The organism is Pantoea deleyi (assembly GCF_022647325.1).
Lineage (GTDB): Bacteria > Pseudomonadota > Gammaproteobacteria > Enterobacterales > Enterobacteriaceae > Pantoea > Pantoea deleyi.
In genome coordinates, this window is the sequence record NZ_CP071405.1 from 1,069,927 (window position 1) to 1,086,600 (window position 16,674).

The window sequence follows — 16,674 nt, forward strand, 5'->3', positions numbered from 1 at the left end:
GTGATCACACTCCGTAGCCTCAACAGGCGGTGGCTCGCGCTGCCGCTTTTTTTCCTGGCGCTGTGGCTGGCGGTCCGGGGGCTGGATCGGCTGTTCCCGCTGCCGCTTAAGCAGGTGCAGCCTGCGCGGGTGGTGGTGGCCAGCGACGGCACGCCGCTGTGGCGCTTTGCCGACGGCAACGGGATCTGGCGTTATCCGGTGACGCCGGAAGAGGTCGCACCGGCCTATCTGCAGGCGCTGCTCACCTATGAAGATCGCTGGTTCTGGTATCACCCCGGCATCAATCCGCTGGCGCTGGTCCGCGCCGCCTGGCAGGATCTGCGCCATCAGAGCGTCATTTCCGGCGGCAGTACGCTGACGATGCAGGTGGCGCGCCTGATCGATCCGCAACCCCGTACGCTGCGCGGCAAGCTGATCCAGGCGTGGCGGGCGCTGCAGCTGGAGTGGCATCTTTCGAAACGTGACATCCTGACGCTCTACCTGAACCGCGCCCCCTTTGGTGGCACGCTGGAGGGTGTGGGGGCGGCCAGCTGGAGCTGGCTCGGAAAAGCGCCGTCGCAGCTGACGCCGGGCGAGGCGGCGCTGCTGGCCGTCCTGCCTCAGGCGCCCAGCCGCCTGCGCCCCGACCGCTGGCCCGACAGGGCAGAGGCCGCCCGCAACAAAGTGCTGGATCGGCTGGCGGAGTATCACATCTGGTCTGCCGGACAGGTCGCCGAAATCCGTCAGGAGCCGGTCTGGTTGCCGCCGCGCCAGATGCCGCAGATGGCGCCGCTGCTGGCCCGGCGACTGCTGTCCGTCAGTCGCCGCGACAAGATTGTCTCTACGCTCGATCCCGCCCTGCAGCGTGAACTGGAAAACCTGGCGCTGAATGTTAAAAATCAGCTCCCGCCACGCACCTCGCTGGCGATGCTGGTGGTCGATCACACCACGATGGCCGTGCGCGGCTACGTGGGCTCGGCTGATTTCAGCGATGACAGCCGGTTTGGTCATGTCGATATGATCGCCAGCGTACGGTCGCCCGGCTCGGTGCTGAAACCCTTTGTTTACGGCATGGCGCTGGATGAGGGGCTGATTCATGCCGAATCGCTGCTGCAGGATGTGCCGCGCCGCTTCGGCGATTACCGGCCCGGCAACTTCGACACCGGCTTTCACGGCCCGGTCAGCGCCAGTGACGCGCTGGTCCGATCCCTGAACCTGCCCGCCGTTCAGCTGCTGGAGGCGCTGGGCCCGAAGAATGTCGCGGCGCGCCTGCGCAACGTGGGGCTGCCGCTACGCTTTCCACCCGGTGCCGAGCCTAACCTTTCGCTGATTCTGGGCGGCACCGGCGCGCGCATGGATGAGATTGTGGCGGCCTACAGCGCCTTTGCCCGCCACGGCAACGCCGCTCAGCTGCGCTGGACACCCGATCAACCGTTGCAGCAGCGGCCGCTGCTGTCGCCGGAGTCGGCGTGGATTGTCCGGCGTATTCTGGCTGGCGAAGCCCAGCCTGCGGCCAGTGGCAGCGTCCCCGATGTGGTGCCACTGGCCTGGAAAACCGGCACCAGTTATGGCTATCGCGATGCATGGTCGGTCGGCATCAATCCCCGCTATCTGATCGGCGTCTGGGTCGGGCGACCGGATGCCACGCCCGTCGCCGGACAGTTCGGGTTTGCCTCTGCCGTGCCCGTCATGAACCAGATCAACAGCCTGCTGATGAGCCGCCTTAACCGGCGTGATGTTCCCGTCGACCCGCGTCCGGCGTCGGTAACGGTAGCGACGATCTGCTGGCCTGGCGGTCAGCCGCTGCCCGGCGGGGATGAGAACTGCCGGCAGCGCCGGCAAAGCTGGGTCGCCGCCGGAACGCTGCCGCCCACGCTGCTGGCGGCGGGGCAGGAGAGCCTGAGCGGACTGCACCTGAGCTACTGGCAGAATCCGCAGGGGCTGCGGGTGGCCGCCGATTGCCCGGATGCCACCCGCCGCGAACTGCTGGTCTGGCCGCTGCCGCTGGAGGCGTGGCTTCCGCCTCAGGAGCGGCGCGCACAGCGTTTGCCGCCGGTGGATGCGCGCTGTCCGCCATTGCAGCAGGGCAGTGGCGCGCCGCTGATCGTCACCGGCGTAACGGAGGGGCAGATTGTCAGGCCGCTACCGGGCAGAGGCTCGCTGACCCTTCCGGTCGCGGTGCAGGGCGGGCAGGGCACACAGCGCTGGTGGTTTCTGAATGGCGAACCGCTGGTGACGCAGGAGGCCGCAACCCAGCTGTCGCTGCCGCTCGATCGGCCCGGTGAATACCAGCTGGTAGTGATGGATGAAGAGGCGGGCGTGGCCTCGGTCACTTTTCGCCGCGATTGACGTTTTTTTGCGCTAAATCATAACTTAGACCGCTCTGCTTCGACGTGGATCAAGAATTTTCATCAAATTAGGGATCTCTGATAGGCAATGCCGGAATCAGCCCCTATAATCGGCGCCGTTTCTTAACCGGGGCGGACGCCACCGGTTTCTTCAGAACGTCAAGACAGAGGTCATCATGGCAATCGAACGTACTTTTTCTATCATCAAGCCAAACGCCGTCGCTAAAAACGTGATTGGTGCTATCTACAACCGTTTTGAAAGCGCAGGCTTCAAAATCGTTGGCGCAAAAATGCTGCAGCTGAGCAAAGAGCAGGCTGAAGGCTTTTACGCTGAGCACCAGGGCAAGCCATTCTTCGATGGCCTGGTTGAATTCATGACCTCTGGCCCGGTTGTTGTTTCCGTGCTGGAAGGCGAAAATGCCGTTCAGCGTCACCGCGACCTGATGGGTGCGACTAACCCGGCAAACGCACTGGCTGGCACACTGCGTGCTGACTACGCTGACAGCTTCACCGAAAACGCGACCCACGGTTCAGATTCTGCTGAATCCGCCGCCCGCGAAATCGCCTACTTCTTCGGCGAAAACGAAATCTGCCCACGTACCCGTTAATCGCCTGGCGATAAACGTTACAGCGGCTTTACAAAAATCTGCCCGGGGGAGGTGACTCCCGCCTGTTATCAGGCCGCAGATGTTGTACAATATTGCGCCTTCATTGACTCCGCTTAATGAAGGCGCAATTTTTTCACCTATCCCTGAACAGCGCCATAACGTGTAACAACGAGGCCAGAGAATATTATGTCCGAACAGATTGTGACGTCCGCGTCCGCATCCCCTATTGTCGTTTCCCCGAAAAGCCAGAAAATCAACCTGCTCGATCTCAACCGTCAGCAGATGCGCGAATTCTTCCAGTCGCTGGGCGAAAAGCCGTTCCGCGCTGACCAGGTCATGAAGTGGATCTATCACTACTGCTGCGACGATTTCGAGCAGATGACCGACATCAACAAAAAGCTGCGTAACCGGCTGATGGAACTGACGGAGATCCGCGCGCCAGAAGTGGCGGAAGAGATGCGCTCCACTGACGGCACCATTAAATGGGCGATTCGCGTCGGCGACCAGCTGGTGGAAACGGTCTACATCCCGGAAGGGGATCGCGCCACGCTCTGCGTCTCTTCCCAGGTAGGATGTGCACTGGAGTGTAAATTCTGTTCGACCGCACAGCAGGGCTTTAACCGTAACCTGCGGGTGTCAGAAATTATTGGTCAGGTGTGGCGTGCGGCGAAGATTGTCGGCGCAGCCAAAATCACCGGCCAGCGTCCTATCACCAACGTCGTGATGATGGGCATGGGCGAGCCGCTGCTCAACCTCAACAACGTGGTTCCGGCGATGGAGATCATGCTGGATGACTTCGGTTTTGGTCTGTCGAAGCGTCGTGTGACCCTGTCCACCTCGGGCGTGGTGCCAGCGCTGGATAAACTGGGCGATATGATCGATGTCGCGCTGGCGATCTCCCTGCACGCACCCAACGACAAACTGCGCGATGATATTGTGCCGATCAACAAAAAGTACAATATCGAAACCTTCCTGGCGGCGGTAAAACGCTACATCGGCAAATCCAACGCCAATCAGGGTCGCGTGACGATCGAGTACGTCCTGCTGGATCACGTCAACGACAGCACAGACGATGCGCATGAGCTTGCCGCATTACTGAAAGAAACACCGTGTAAAATCAACCTCATTCCCTGGAACCCCTTCCCGGGCGCGCCGTATGGCCGTAGCTCCAACAGCCGTATCGACCGTTTCTCCAAGGTCCTGATGGACTATGGTTTTACCACCATCGTGCGTAAAACCCGTGGTGACGACATCGACGCGGCCTGCGGGCAGTTAGCCGGAGAGGTCATCGACCGTACCAAGCGGACGATGCGCAAAAAGATGGCGGGTGAAGCCATCTCTGTGAAGGCACTCTAGAAGTGTGATCGCAGACGTTTCCTGACGGGATAACGCGTGGCAGGCTGCGGCCTGTTAACGTGAACCGGAGGGAAACGTCGATGCGTAACGGATTACTGCTGGCGCTGTTAGTTGTAAGCGGGTGTGTCAGCCAGCCTCATCAGCCTGGTGCTGCCGGGGTGCGTCTGCAACTCGGTATGCACTATCTGGCAGGAGGCGACTACACGGCGGCGGAGCGCAATTTCCTGCGCGCGCAGGCCGCCGCCCCCGGGGATTACCGGGTCTCGCTTGCGCTGGCACGACTGGCGCAGGCGCAGGGTAATCAGACAGCGGCGCAGGCACGCTTTATACTGGCACAGCAGCAGGCGCCGGATAATGGTTTCGTTGCTAACAATTACGGTGCGTTTCTCTGCGCTTTAAGGCAGTATGACGAAGCGCATCAACAGTTTAGTCGGGCAAGAGCAGCACAGCAGTCTGATGCACGCAATGACGCGCTTGAACTGGCAGGATTTTGTTATCTTCAGGCTGGCGACCATGCCGCAGCCCGCAGGACGCTCCGGCTGGCCATCGCGGCAGACCGTCGTAAAGCGGACGCGCTGCTGGCAGAAGCTGAAAAGCAGCTGGCAGATAACCATCTGACGGCAGTGCCGATTTTGCTCGACGTTTACCAGCACTTACTGCCCGAAACGGCACGAAGTCTGGCGTTACACTTACGTTTCGCCGCGCTACAGGGAGATGCCGCTGACGTTTTACGTTATGGCGACCGGTTAGCGCGACGTTTTCCGCAATCGATACAGTACCAGCGTTATTTAGCTAATGAATACTGAAGCCACTCAAGAAAACTCTGCATTACATTCAACAGGTGAACGCCTGCGTCTGGCTCGTGAGCAGATGGGGCTGACGCAGCAGAACGTTGCTGAACGCCTGTGCCTGAAACTGACCACCGTGCGTGACATCGAGGAAGATAAATCGCCCGTCGATCTCGCCTCCACGTTTTTGCGCGGTTACATCCGCTCCTATGCGCGTCTGGTGCACATTCCTGAAGAGGAACTGCTGCCGATGATGGCGAAACAGACGCCGGTCCGGGCAGCCAAAATTGCGCCGATGCAAAGTTTCTCCCTGGGCAAGCGCCGCAAGAAACGCGATGGCTGGCTGATGATTTTCACCTGGCTGGTGCTGTTTGTGGTCGTAGGGCTGACTGGCGCCTGGTGGTGGCAGAATCACAAGGCGTCACAGGACGATCTGGTGTCGGTGACCGACCAGAACGGCAGCGGAGACAACAGCCAGTCTATTCCGCTGGGTGAAACCAGCGGTGACAGCGCGACCCCGGCGGCGCCTGATGAAAGCAACAACGCCGCCAGCGACAACAGCGCGGCCAGCACGCCTGCTACGGCGGCACCGGCTGCCAGCGCCAGCAACAGCACCGCCACTACCCAGCCGGACGCGGCCAGCAACACCGTCGTGTCGCCGAGCCAGGCACCGGCAGAGAACACGGCGGCGGCGCCTGCTGCGACCAGCAGCACCGGCACCGCCTCTCAGATGCCCGTCGGCGCGGCCGCGGTCAGCGAACCGGCGGCTGACCCGAATGCGGTCGTCATGACCTTCAGTGCGGACTGCTGGCTGGAAGTCAGCGACGCCACCGGCAAAAAACTGTTCAGCGGCACGCAGCGCAGTGGTGGTAAACTCAGCCTGGCGGGAACACCTCCGTATCGTCTGAAAATTGGCGCGCCATCGGCGGTTCAGGTGCAATATCAGAATCAGCCCGTTGATTTAAGTCGTTTTATCCGTAATAACCAGGTTGCTCGCCTGACATTGGGTGCGCAATAACAGCGTATTCTGTACCGGGCAATTGTGGAGAAGAAATATATGCATAACGAAGCACCCATTATCCGTCGTAAATCTAAGCGCATTTACGTCGGCAAGGTGCCGGTCGGTGACGGCGCCCCAATCGCTGTTCAGTCGATGACCAACACCCGCACCACGGACGTGGAAGCGACGGTAAATCAGATCAAAGCCCTTGAACGTGTCGGTGTCGACATCGTCCGTGTCTCGGTGCCTACCATGGATGCCGCAGAAGCATTCAGGCTGATCAAGCAGCAGGTAAACGTGCCGCTGGTTGCAGATATCCATTTTGACTACCGCATCGCCCTGAAAGTGGCTGAGTATGGCGTCGACTGTCTGCGCATTAACCCCGGTAATATCGGGAACAATGAGCGCATCCGCATGGTCGTCGACTGCGCACGCGACAAAAATATTCCTATCCGGATTGGCGTTAACGCCGGTTCGCTGGAAAAAGATCTGCAGGAAAAGTATGGCGAACCGACCCCGCAGGCGCTGCTGGAATCCGCCATGCGCCACGTCGACCATCTTGACCGCCTTAACTTCGACCAGTTTAAAGTCAGCGTAAAAGCGTCTGACGTCTTCCTGGCCGTCGAATCCTATCGTCTGCTGGCAAAGCAGATTGAACAGCCGCTGCATCTCGGCATCACCGAAGCGGGCGGCGCGCGTGCCGGTGCGGTGAAATCCGCGATCGGACTCGGCCTGCTGCTTTCCGAGGGCATCGGCGATACGCTGCGTATCTCGCTGGCGGCCGATCCGGTAGAAGAGGTCAAAGTCGGCTTCGACATTCTGAAGTCACTGCGCATCCGTTCCCGTGGGATTAACTTCATCGCCTGTCCGACCTGTTCACGTCAGGAGTTCGACGTTATCGGCACGGTCAACGCGCTGGAGCAGCGTCTGGAAGATCTGATCACCCCGATGGATGTCTCTATCATCGGCTGCGTGGTTAACGGACCGGGCGAAGCGACGCTCTCGACGCTGGGCGTGACCGGCGGCAGTAAGAAGAGCGGCTTCTACGAGGATGGCGTGCGTCAGCGCGATCGTCTCGACAACGACGATATGATCGACCAGCTGGAAGCGCGTATTCGTGCCAAAGCGTCGATGCTGGATGCCAGCCGCCGTATCGACGTGCAGCATCTGGAAAAATAATGGCGTGCGCGGCCTGCGTGCGTGACTTTTTTGACTGAACCTGTGCGGTTTCATCCTCATAAGGTATGATGCCGGACAGGTTTTTTTGCATTAAGAGATTCTAACGTGGCGAAGAATATTCAGGCGATTCGCGGGATGAACGACTACCTGCCTGCGGATACGGCCCTCTGGCAACGGATTGAAGGCGTGCTCAAGCAGACGCTGGCGAGCTACGGTTACAGCGAAATTCGCTTACCGCTGGTGGAGCAAACCCCACTGTTTAAACGCGCCATCGGTGAAGTCACCGATGTGGTTGAAAAAGAGATGTACACCTTCGAGGACCGCAACGGCGAAAGCCTGACGCTGCGTCCGGAAGGCACCGCAGGCTGTGTGCGTGCCGGTATCGAACACGGTTTACTCTATAACCAGGAGCAGCGTCTCTGGTATATGGGGCCGATGTTCCGCTATGAGCGTCCGCAGAAAGGCCGCTATCGCCAGTTCTATCAGATCGGCGTGGAAGTCTTTGGTCTGCAGGGACCGGACATCGATGCGGAACTGATCATGCTGAATGCCCGCTGGTGGAAAGCCCTCGGGATCGCCGATCATGTCCGTCTGGAACTGAACTCGATCGGTTCACTGGAAGCGCGCGCGCACTACCGTGACGCGCTGGTCGCGTTCCTCGAACAGCATAAAGCCTCGCTGGATGAGGATTGCAAACGTCGCATGTACAGCAATCCGATGCGCGTGCTCGACAGCAAGAATCCTGAGATTCAGCAGCTGCTGAACGATGCGCCGCAGCTTGGCGACTATCTGGATGACGAATCCCGCGAACACTTCAGCGGCCTGTGTGCCCTGCTGGACGATGCCGGTATCGGCTACACCGTCAATCAGCGTCTGGTGCGCGGTCTGGACTACTACAATCGCACCGTGATTGAGTGGGTCACCGACAGCCTGGGGTCTCAGGGCACGGTCTGCGGCGGCGGTCGCTATGATGGCCTGGTCGAGCAGCTCGGCGGTCGCGCCACGCCAGCCGTAGGTTTCGCGATGGGAATGGAGCGTCTGGTGCTGCTGGTTCAGGCCGTTAACCCGGAATTTGAACCGACGAGCAATGTGGATGTCTATGTAATCGCTTCCGGTCAGGGCGTGCAGTCTGCTGCGATGCAGCTGGCGGAGAAACTGCGCGACGAAGCGCCGGAACTGCGGCTGATGACAAACTTCGGCGGCGGCAACTTCAAGAAACAGTTTGCCCGTGCTGACAAGTGGGGCGCGCGCGTCGCGCTGGTGTTAGGCGAGGATGAAGTCAAAGCGGGTCAGGTCGTGATTAAAGATCTGCGCCGTGGCGAGCAGCAAACGCGGGATCAGGCAGAGGCTGCTGCTGTATTACGTACACTGTTACAGTCAGCGTGACGCAGCACCAACCATAGAAAGGAGAAGGATTGCGTGGAAGTGTATAGCAATGAAAACGAGCAGACCGAAGCGCTGCGCAACTTTTTTGCCAACAATGGTAAAGCGTTAGCCATTGGCGTGGTAATCGGCATTGCTGCGCTGGGGGGCTGGCGATACTGGAGCAGTCATCAGGACGATACGGCGAAGACAGTCTCCGCAGAGTATCAGCAGCTCACCACCGCCATGCAGGCGGGCAAACCTGAGACGCTGGAAGCGGTTAACCGTTTTGCCAGCGAAAACAGCAACACCTACGGTGCGCTGGCGGCGATGGATCTGGCGAAGCAGTATGTTGATGCCGGTCAGCTCGATAAGGCCGCAACGCTGCTGCAAAACGGACTGAAAGATACCAAAGATGCCAATCTGCAGGCGGTGATTAACCTGCGCCTGGCACGCATTCAACTGCAACAGAATCAGGCGGACGCGGCGCTTAAGACCCTTGACGGTGTGAAGGGTGATGGCTGGACAGCCATCGTGGCCGATATCCGCGGCGAAGCGCTGCTGGCCAAAGGCGACAAGCAGGGCGCGCGCGATGCCTGGAGTAAAGGGGTGGAATCTGACGCCTCTCCGGCACTGAAGCAAATGATGCAGATGAAGATGAATAACTTAAGCTAAGCCAGTCAAGAGAGAGCGCATGGAATTACGTAAATACCTGCTGCCGGGACTGATTTCAGTCACTTTGCTCAGCGGTTGTTCGCTGTTTAGCGGCGAAGAAGATGTAGTGAAAATGGCCCCGTTGCCTCAGGTGGAAAATCAGTTCACGCCAGAGAAAGTGTGGAGCACCTCGGTAGGCGATGGCGTCGGTGATTTCTACTCCAACCTGCATCCTGCCTGGCAGGACAGCACGGTTTACGCTGCTGACCGCTTTGGTATCGTCAAAGCGCTGGATGCTGCAGACGGTAAAGAAAAATGGAAAGTCGATCTCTCTGAGAAAACCGGCTTCTTCTCGAAAAATCGTTCCGCCCTGTTGTCGGGCGGCCTGACGGCAGATGGCGACCGCATCTATGTCGGCAGCGAACGCGGTCAGGTTTATGCGCTGAACAGCAGTGATGGCAGCCTGGCCTGGCAGACCAAAGTCGCCGGTGAAGCGCTGTCGCGTCCGGTGGTCAGCGATGGCCTGGTGCTGATTCACACCAGCAACGGTATGCTGCAGGGGCTGGACCAGAGCAGCGGTGCCGTGAAGTGGAGCGTCAACCTGGATATGCCTGCGTTGTCTCTGCGCGGTGAATCTGCCCCTGCGGTCGCCTTCGGCGGCGCCATTGTCGGTGGCGACAACGGACGCGTCAGCGCGGTCGTGATGAACCAGGGTCAGCTGATCTGGCAGCAGCGTATTTCCCAGGTGAGCGGCGCCACGGAGATCGACCGTCTGAATGATGTTGATACGACGCCGGTGATCGTCAACGGGGTAGTGTATGCGCTGGCTTACAACGGCAACCTGACGGCGCTGGATCTGCGCTCCGGTCAGATTTTGTGGAAACGCGAAATTGGCGGCGTGAAGGATCTGATTGTCGACGCGGGCCGTATCTACCTGGTGGATCAGGATGACCGCGTGATTGCACTGAACGCGGATGGCGGCGTGGCGATCTGGCGTCAGAGCGATCTGCTGCATCGCAACCTGACCGCGCCGGTGCTCTACAACGGTTATCTGGTGGTCGGCGACAGCGAAGGCTATCTGCACTGGCTGAACACCACCGATGGTCGTTTTGTCGCGCAGCAGAAACTGGACAGCTCAGGCTTCCAGACCGAACCGGTGGTCGCCAGCGATAAGCTGCTGATCCAGTCGAAAGATGGTGAGGTTTACGCGATTACCCGCTAACGGGTAAACGTCCGGCAGGTAAAATCCTCCGTTCCGACGGCTCCTGATTTAATCAGGGGCCGTTTCGTTTTTAGTCAGGCATGGTATTCTTTGCGCCTTAAGCCTGAACTTGACGGCCAGAGCCGTTATAATCACGCCATTCGGGCGATTCATTTTCTATTGAGGCATTTTGTTATGGTACCTGTGGTCGCGCTGGTTGGGCGTCCCAATGTGGGAAAATCTACGCTATTTAACCGCTTAACCCGCACTCGTGATGCGCTGGTAGCGGATTTTCCTGGACTGACTCGCGATCGCAAATATGGTCGCGCCGAAGTGGAAGGGCGCGAATTTATTGTTATCGATACCGGCGGTATCGACGGCACCGAAGAGGGTGTCGAAACGCGGATGGCGGAGCAGTCACTGCTGGCGATTGAAGAAGCGGACGTCGTGCTGTTTATGGTCGACGCGCGTGCCGGCATGATGGCGGCCGATCAGCAAATCGCGAAACACCTCCGTTCCCGTCAGAAAGCGACCTTCCTGGTGGCGAACAAAACGGACGGACTGGACCCGGATCAGGCGGTGATCGACTTCTACTCCCTGGGCCTGGGCGAAATCCACGCGATTGCTGCCTCCCACGGTCGTGGCGTTACCAGCCTGATCGAAACGGCGCTGCTGCCGTGGATGGAAACGGTTGAGCAGGTCGAACTCACCGAAGAAGAAGAGAACCAGGCTTACTGGGCGGCGCTGGACGCCGAAGAGTCGGCGGAACAGCAGGCTGCAGAGGAAGAAGAGAACTTCGACCCGACCGGTCTGCCGATCAAACTGGCGATTGTCGGCCGCCCGAACGTAGGTAAGTCAACGCTTACTAACCGTATCCTCGGTGAAGACCGCGTCGTGGTCTATGACATGCCGGGCACCACCCGCGACAGCATCTATATTCCGATGGAGCGCGACGAACGTGAATACGTTCTGATCGACACCGCAGGCGTGCGTAAGCGTGCCAAAATCTCGGACACCGTAGAGAAATTTTCGGTCATCAAGACGCTGCAGGCGATCGAAGATGCCAACGTGGTCATGCTGGTTATCGACGCCCACGCCGGTATTTCCGATCAGGACCTCTCGCTGCTGGGCTTTATCCTCAACAGCGGTCGTTCGCTGGTGATCGTGGTCAACAAATGGGATGGTCTGTCGCAGGAAGTGCGTGACGAAGTCAAAGAGACGCTGGACTTCCGTCTGGGCTTTATCGATTTCGCACGTATCCACTTTATCTCTGCGCTGCACGGCAGCGGTGTGGGTAATCTGTTCGAGTCGATCACCGAAGCCTATGACTGCTCGACCCGTCGCGTAAACACCTCGCTGCTGACCCGTATCATGAACATGGCGGCAGACGACCATCAGCCACCGCTGGTGCGCGGCCGTCGCGTGAAGCTGAAATATGCACACGCCGGTGGTTATAACCCGCCTATCGTGGTGATCCACGGTAATCAGGTTAAGGATCTGCCGGACTCTTACAAACGCTACCTGATGAACTACTTCCGTAAATCGCTGAACGTGATGGGCACGCCTATCCGCATTCAGTTCAAAGAGGGTGAAAACCCTTATGAAGGCAAGCGTAACCTGCTGACACCGACCCAGCAGCGTAAGCGTAAGCGTCTCATGGCGCACATGAAAAAGAACAAGCGTTAAACGGAGAGGGCCAGCAGGCCCTCTTTTTTTTCGCCCGAAACCGGCGACCGGAGGTGCAGAATGTGTGAACGTTGTGAATCCTGTCAGCAACCGCTGTCGCTCCGCGACGGCCAATTTATCTGTCCTGGCTGTGGAGCCCATTTCCCCGCGCAGCCCTGCTGCCCGACGTGCCAGGCGCCTCTTGAGGTACTCAGAGCCTGCGGCGCAACGGACTATTTCTGCCGCAACGGGCATGGCCTGATCGCCCGGGCGCGCCTGCTTTTCCGCTTACCGGCGCACTGAACCTGCTTGCCACTCTCTGCCAGGGCCGGGTTACCCTGGCCCTTTTTTTGTAGCAAAAATGCTATTGCGTCGTAACAAATGCGTTGTATATGTTCACTCTGTAACGTACCAGGTGGTACAATCCTGCCGCGTCGTGGGAGAGGCAGCGCAATTCATGCTCTTCCGGCCCACAGAAACTCACGGACGCGGGTCTGTTTATATTCGATTTGAAACTGAGCGACGCTCTGTGCCGCACTCATTGTGGAACGGAGTCCGGATGCGTCCTGTCCGGTCGCTCTGTTTATTCAGGAGAGTAAGTGTTATGGCTGAAACATCCTCCCGCTCCGGAAAGGGGCTGGGAATTGCATCCGTGCTGCTCGGGCTGGTGCTGCTTGCCACCGGTCTGTTTTTTGCCATCGGCGGCGGCAAACTGGTCGCCCTTGGCGGCAGCTGGTACTTTTTAATTGCGGGTATCGTCACGATCCTCTCCGCCGTTCAGTTCTTCCGCCGCAAATCGTCGGCAGCGGTTCTGTTCCTGCTGGTCTTCGTCGGCACCCTGATCTGGTCGCTGTTCGACGCGGGTCTGGAGTTCTGGCCGCTGGTTTCCCGTCTGATGGTGCCTGCCGGACTGACGCTGCTGGCCTTCCTGATCTGGCCTTCACTGCGCAAGCGTGAAGGTAAGCACTCACTGGCGAAACCCGCTTATCTCTTCTCTGCGCTGCTGGCGGCCGGCATGGTGGCGACCCTGGTGCAGATGTTCCAGCCGCATCCGACCGTGGCAGGAACAGGCGAAGAGCTGCCGCTGATCCCGGTGGATAAGGCAAAACAGCAGAAAGACTGGGATAACTACGGTAATACCCCTCAGGGCAGCCGCTTCGTCGCGCTGGATCAGATCACCCGCGACAACGTAAAAGATCTGCAGGTGGCCTGGACCTTCCGCACCGGCGATACCCCGGTCAGCCCGACCGGTAACGGCGCAGAAGATCAGCAGACCCCTCTGCAGGTCGGCAACACGCTTTACCTCTGCACACCGCACAACAACGTCATCGCCGTTGAAGCCAATACCGGTAAGCAGATCTGGAAACGCGAAATCAATGCACAGGCGGAAGTCTGGCCACGCTGCCGTGGTCTGGCCTACTTTGATGCGACCAAACCGCTGCAGCAGCCAGACAAGCCAGGCTCCACGCCGGTGCCTGCCGCTGTGCTGCCCGCTGGCGACAGCTGTCAGCGCCGTATCCTGATGAACACCATCGATGCGCGTCTGATTGCTATCAACGCCGACAACGGTGAGTTCTGTGAAAACTTCGGTAATCACGGCATTGTCGATCTCAAAGCCGGCCTGGGTCAGGCGCCGGATCCGCAGTATCAGCTGACGTCCGCGCCAACCCTGGCGGGCACCACTGTGGTGGTCGGCGGTCGCGTTGCCGACAACGTGCAGACAGACATGCCGGGTGGGGTACTGCGTGGCTTCGACGTCATCACCGGCCAGATGCGCTGGGCGTTTGACCCGGGCAATGCGGATCCGAATGCGATCCTGATGCCGGGCAAAGAGTACACCCGCAGTACGCCGAACTCCTGGGCACCGATGTCCTACGACCCGGAAATGAACACCGTGTTTATTCCGATGGGCAGCTCGTCAGTTGACCTCTGGGGCGCGAACCGTACCGAACTGGATCACAAATATGGGGCGTCGGTTCTGGCGCTGGATGCCACCACCGGCAAAGAGAAGTGGGTCTATCAGACCGTTCACAACGATCTGTGGGACTTCGACCTGCCGATGCAGCCAAGCCTGATCGACTTCCCGCAGAAGGATGGCAGCACCACGCCAGCGGTGGTGATTGGCGGTAAAACCGGCATGATCTTCGTGCTTGACCGTATGACCGGCAAGCCGCTGACCAAAGTCGAAGAGCTGCCGATGCCGCAGGGTCATATCCCGAACGAGCAGTACACCAAAACTCAGCCACACTCCACCGGCATGCCGCAGATTGGCAACCAGACGCTGAAAGAGTCTGACATGTGGGGCGCGACGCCGTTTGATCAGCTGGCGTGCCGCATTGGTTTCAAATCAATGCGCTACAACGGCCTGTTCACCGTGCCGGATACCGACAAGTCTCTGAGCTTCCCGGGTTCGCTGGGGGGAATGAACTGGGGCAGCATGTCGATGGATCCGAACAACCATCTGCTGTTCGTCAATGACATGCGTCTGGGCCTGTGGGTGCAGATGATCCCGGCGGATACCCACAACACGGCGCGCGGCAGCAACGGCGGTGAAGCGATCAACACCGGTATGGGTGCGGTTCCGCTGAAAGGCACGCCTTATGCCGTAAACAAAAACCGCTTCATGTCGCCGCTGGGCATCCCCTGTCAGAAACCGCCATTCGGTACGCTGTCAGCGATCGATATGAAAACCCAGAAAATCGTCTGGCAGGTTCCGGTCGGTACGGTGCAGGATACCGGTCCGTTTGGCATCAAGATGCGCATGAAAATGCCAATCGGCATGCCAACGCTGGGCGGTACGCTGGCCACGCAGGGTGGCCTGGTGTTCATCGCCGGTACGCAGGATTACTATCTGCGCGCCTTTGATGCCTCAACCGGTAAAGAGGTGTGGAAAGCACGCCTGCCGGTCGGCAGCCAGGGCGGCCCGATGAGCTACGTCTCACCAAAAGATGGCAAGCAGTACATTCTGATCTCGGCGGGTGGCGCACGTCAGTCACCGGATCGCGGTGACTATGTGATTGCTTACGCGCTGCCAGACAGCAAGTAACGACCAGCAAACAAAAGGGCCGACACTGTCGGCCCTTTTTTTATTTCCCGTCGCGCCAGAGCGCCTGCAGTTCAGGCGGCGCCACCTGTTCCGGAATCAGCAGCACAATGGTGCCGGACTCCCGCCGCGTCGCATACTGAATCTGAATGCGGAAATAGCGCTGGTCGCCGCTGCCCACCTGTGCGGCTTTCTCCTCGGGTTCGCCCAGCGGCATGGCCTGCTCCAGCGCGTGACAGACCCGCTGTTTTTCAGGCGGAGGCAGTTCGCCCAGCATAAAGCGCCGCTCGGCGCGCAGCCCCGGAAGAAAAGCCATGCCGCCTTCCCGTGCGACGACGACGGTAGCATCATCGGTAAGTTCGGGCAGGTCACTCATAGCACGCCAACCTCCTTCCACGCCTGTTCGATAGCCCTGCTGACCGACTGATTAAACCGTTTTTCGCCGTGCTGAACCGTGAAGCGGGCAAAGGTTTTGAAGTCCGCATCCTGCGGGAGTTCATCGTCGCACAGGGTGTCATACCAGGCGTAACCCGCCTGTTCCCACGCATAGCCGCCCAGCGCTGTGGCCGCCAGATAAAACGCGCGATTAGGAATGCCGGAGTTGATATGCACGCCGCCATTATCCTCACGCGTCTTCACATAGTGATCCATATGCGCAGGCTGTGGGTCTTTGCCCAGCATCGGGTCATCATAGGCGGTGCCCGGTTCAGACATGGATCGCAGGCCACGCCCGTTAATGCCTTTTGCCAGCAGCCCTTCGCCGATGATCCAGTCCGCCTCATCGGCAGGCTGTTTCTGACTGAACTGCTTCACCAGCGAGCCGAAGACATCCGACAGCGATTCGTTCAGCGCGCCCGCCTGCTCGAAATAGATCAGCCCGGCTTCATTTTCCGTGACGCCGTGGGCCAGCTCATGTGCCACCACGTCGATCGCAATCGTGAAGCGATTGAAGATCTCGCCGTCACCATCGCCAAAGACCATCTGCTGACCGTTCCAGAAGGCGTTCTGATACTTATCACCGTAGTGGATGGTACCCGGCAGCTTCAGGCCCTGACCATCCAGCGAGTTACGCTGATACGCCTGCCAGAAGAAATCGTAGGTCACGCCCAGGTAGTCCCAGGCTTCGTCCGCCGCCACATCGCCATTGCCCGGCTGGCCCTCCTGGCGAATCAGCTTACCCGGCAGGGTCTGCTGGCGTTGCGCATCATAAATTTCACGATCCACATGGCCGCCTGCGGCCGTTTTTGCCACCGCTGGCTTCTGCCAGTGCTCGGCCATCAGGTGCTGAACGTGGGTCAGAGTACGGCGCGCCTGCTCCTGCTGGTGGCCGGAACCGTGAGCGATGATCTTACGAAGGATATAGGGAGGAATAACGCAGTAAGCCATATGAGACTCCTTGGCATCAGGAATGGTCCAGAAAGTATAGACCCTCAGGCTGGAGAGGCCTCATCAGTGAGGCCAGCGTTAATCAGAGAAACGGGCAGGGCGGCG

14 protein-coding genes are annotated in these 16,674 nt (G+C 59.2%); 12 read left to right on the top strand and 2 right to left on the bottom strand.

Translation table 11 applies throughout. The features are described 5' to 3' along the window. From pbpC to J1C59_RS05200, 12 genes are all read left to right on the top strand, one after another. Positions 1 to 2,328, top strand: coding sequence for a peptidoglycan glycosyltransferase PbpC (pbpC, locus tag J1C59_RS05145; RefSeq protein WP_140916995.1), 2,328 nt, complete (start codon positions 1 to 3; stop codon positions 2,326 to 2,328). Positions 2,329 to 2,503: 175 nt separating this feature from the next. Then, on the top strand, positions 2,504 to 2,935 hold the full coding sequence (gene ndk / locus J1C59_RS05150) for a nucleoside-diphosphate kinase (RefSeq protein ID WP_003848684.1): 432 nt from the start codon (positions 2,504 to 2,506) through the stop codon (positions 2,933 to 2,935). Positions 2,936 to 3,121: 186 nt separating this feature from the next. Further along, entirely contained in the window at positions 3,122 to 4,291 is a 1,170-nt protein-coding gene (rlmN, locus tag J1C59_RS05155; RefSeq protein WP_111139148.1) for a dual-specificity RNA methyltransferase RlmN, read from the top strand. 80 nt (positions 4,292 to 4,371) lie between these two features. Continuing rightward, positions 4,372 to 5,097 (top strand): type IV pilus biogenesis/stability protein PilW, encoded by a 726-nt coding sequence (pilW, locus tag J1C59_RS05160; RefSeq protein ID WP_128086890.1) that lies wholly within the window; start codon positions 4,372 to 4,374, stop codon positions 5,095 to 5,097. Next, positions 5,087 to 6,097, top strand: coding sequence for a cytoskeleton protein RodZ (gene rodZ / locus J1C59_RS05165; protein ID WP_140916994.1), 1,011 nt, complete (start codon positions 5,087 to 5,089; stop codon positions 6,095 to 6,097). The genes pilW and rodZ overlap by 11 nt, the downstream gene beginning before the upstream one ends. A 39-nt stretch (positions 6,098 to 6,136) precedes the next feature. Beyond that, complete coding sequence (gene ispG, locus J1C59_RS05170; protein ID WP_128085691.1) at positions 6,137 to 7,258, top strand: flavodoxin-dependent (E)-4-hydroxy-3-methylbut-2-enyl-diphosphate synthase; 1,122 nt, start codon at positions 6,137 to 6,139, stop codon at positions 7,256 to 7,258. 105 nt (positions 7,259 to 7,363) lie between these two features. Continuing rightward, entirely contained in the window at positions 7,364 to 8,644 is a 1,281-nt protein-coding gene (gene hisS / locus J1C59_RS05175; RefSeq protein WP_128085692.1) for a histidine--tRNA ligase, read from the top strand. Between the two features lie 33 nt (positions 8,645 to 8,677). After that, the gene (locus J1C59_RS05180) at positions 8,678 to 9,295 is read left to right on the top strand and encodes a YfgM family protein (protein WP_128085693.1); all 618 of its coding nucleotides are present in this window, start codon (positions 8,678 to 8,680) and stop codon (positions 9,293 to 9,295) included. A 19-nt stretch (positions 9,296 to 9,314) separates the two neighbouring features. Further along, positions 9,315 to 10,496 carry an outer membrane protein assembly factor BamB gene (gene bamB / locus J1C59_RS05185; protein WP_128085694.1) on the top strand — a complete coding sequence of 394 codons (1,182 nt, stop codon included), beginning with the start codon at positions 9,315 to 9,317 and terminating at the stop codon, positions 10,494 to 10,496. Between the two features lie 174 nt (positions 10,497 to 10,670). Beyond that, on the top strand, positions 10,671 to 12,161 hold the full coding sequence (der, locus tag J1C59_RS05190) for a ribosome biogenesis GTPase Der (RefSeq protein ID WP_128085695.1): 1,491 nt from the start codon (positions 10,671 to 10,673) through the stop codon (positions 12,159 to 12,161). A 60-nt stretch (positions 12,162 to 12,221) separates the two neighbouring features. Beyond that, positions 12,222 to 12,443 (top strand): zinc ribbon domain-containing protein, encoded by a 222-nt coding sequence (locus J1C59_RS05195; protein ID WP_128085696.1) that lies wholly within the window; start codon positions 12,222 to 12,224, stop codon positions 12,441 to 12,443. 301 nt (positions 12,444 to 12,744) lie between these two features. Beyond that, positions 12,745 to 15,186 (top strand): glucose/quinate/shikimate family membrane-bound PQQ-dependent dehydrogenase, encoded by a 2,442-nt coding sequence (locus J1C59_RS05200; protein WP_140916993.1) that lies wholly within the window; start codon positions 12,745 to 12,747, stop codon positions 15,184 to 15,186. Between the two features lie 40 nt (positions 15,187 to 15,226). On the opposite strand, the gene J1C59_RS05205 is transcribed toward J1C59_RS05200, so the two are convergent. Both J1C59_RS05205 and J1C59_RS05210 read right to left on the bottom strand, forming a co-directional pair. Next, a complete protein-coding gene (locus tag J1C59_RS05205) occupies positions 15,227 to 15,559 on the bottom strand; it encodes a protealysin inhibitor emfourin (RefSeq protein ID WP_128085697.1) in 333 nt (110 codons plus the stop codon). After that, a complete protein-coding gene (locus tag J1C59_RS05210; protein WP_128085698.1) occupies positions 15,556 to 16,569 on the bottom strand; it encodes a M4 family metallopeptidase in 1,014 nt (337 codons plus the stop codon). Before J1C59_RS05210 ends, J1C59_RS05205 begins: the two co-directional genes overlap by 4 nt. Between the last annotated feature and the right edge of the window lie 105 nt (positions 16,570 to 16,674).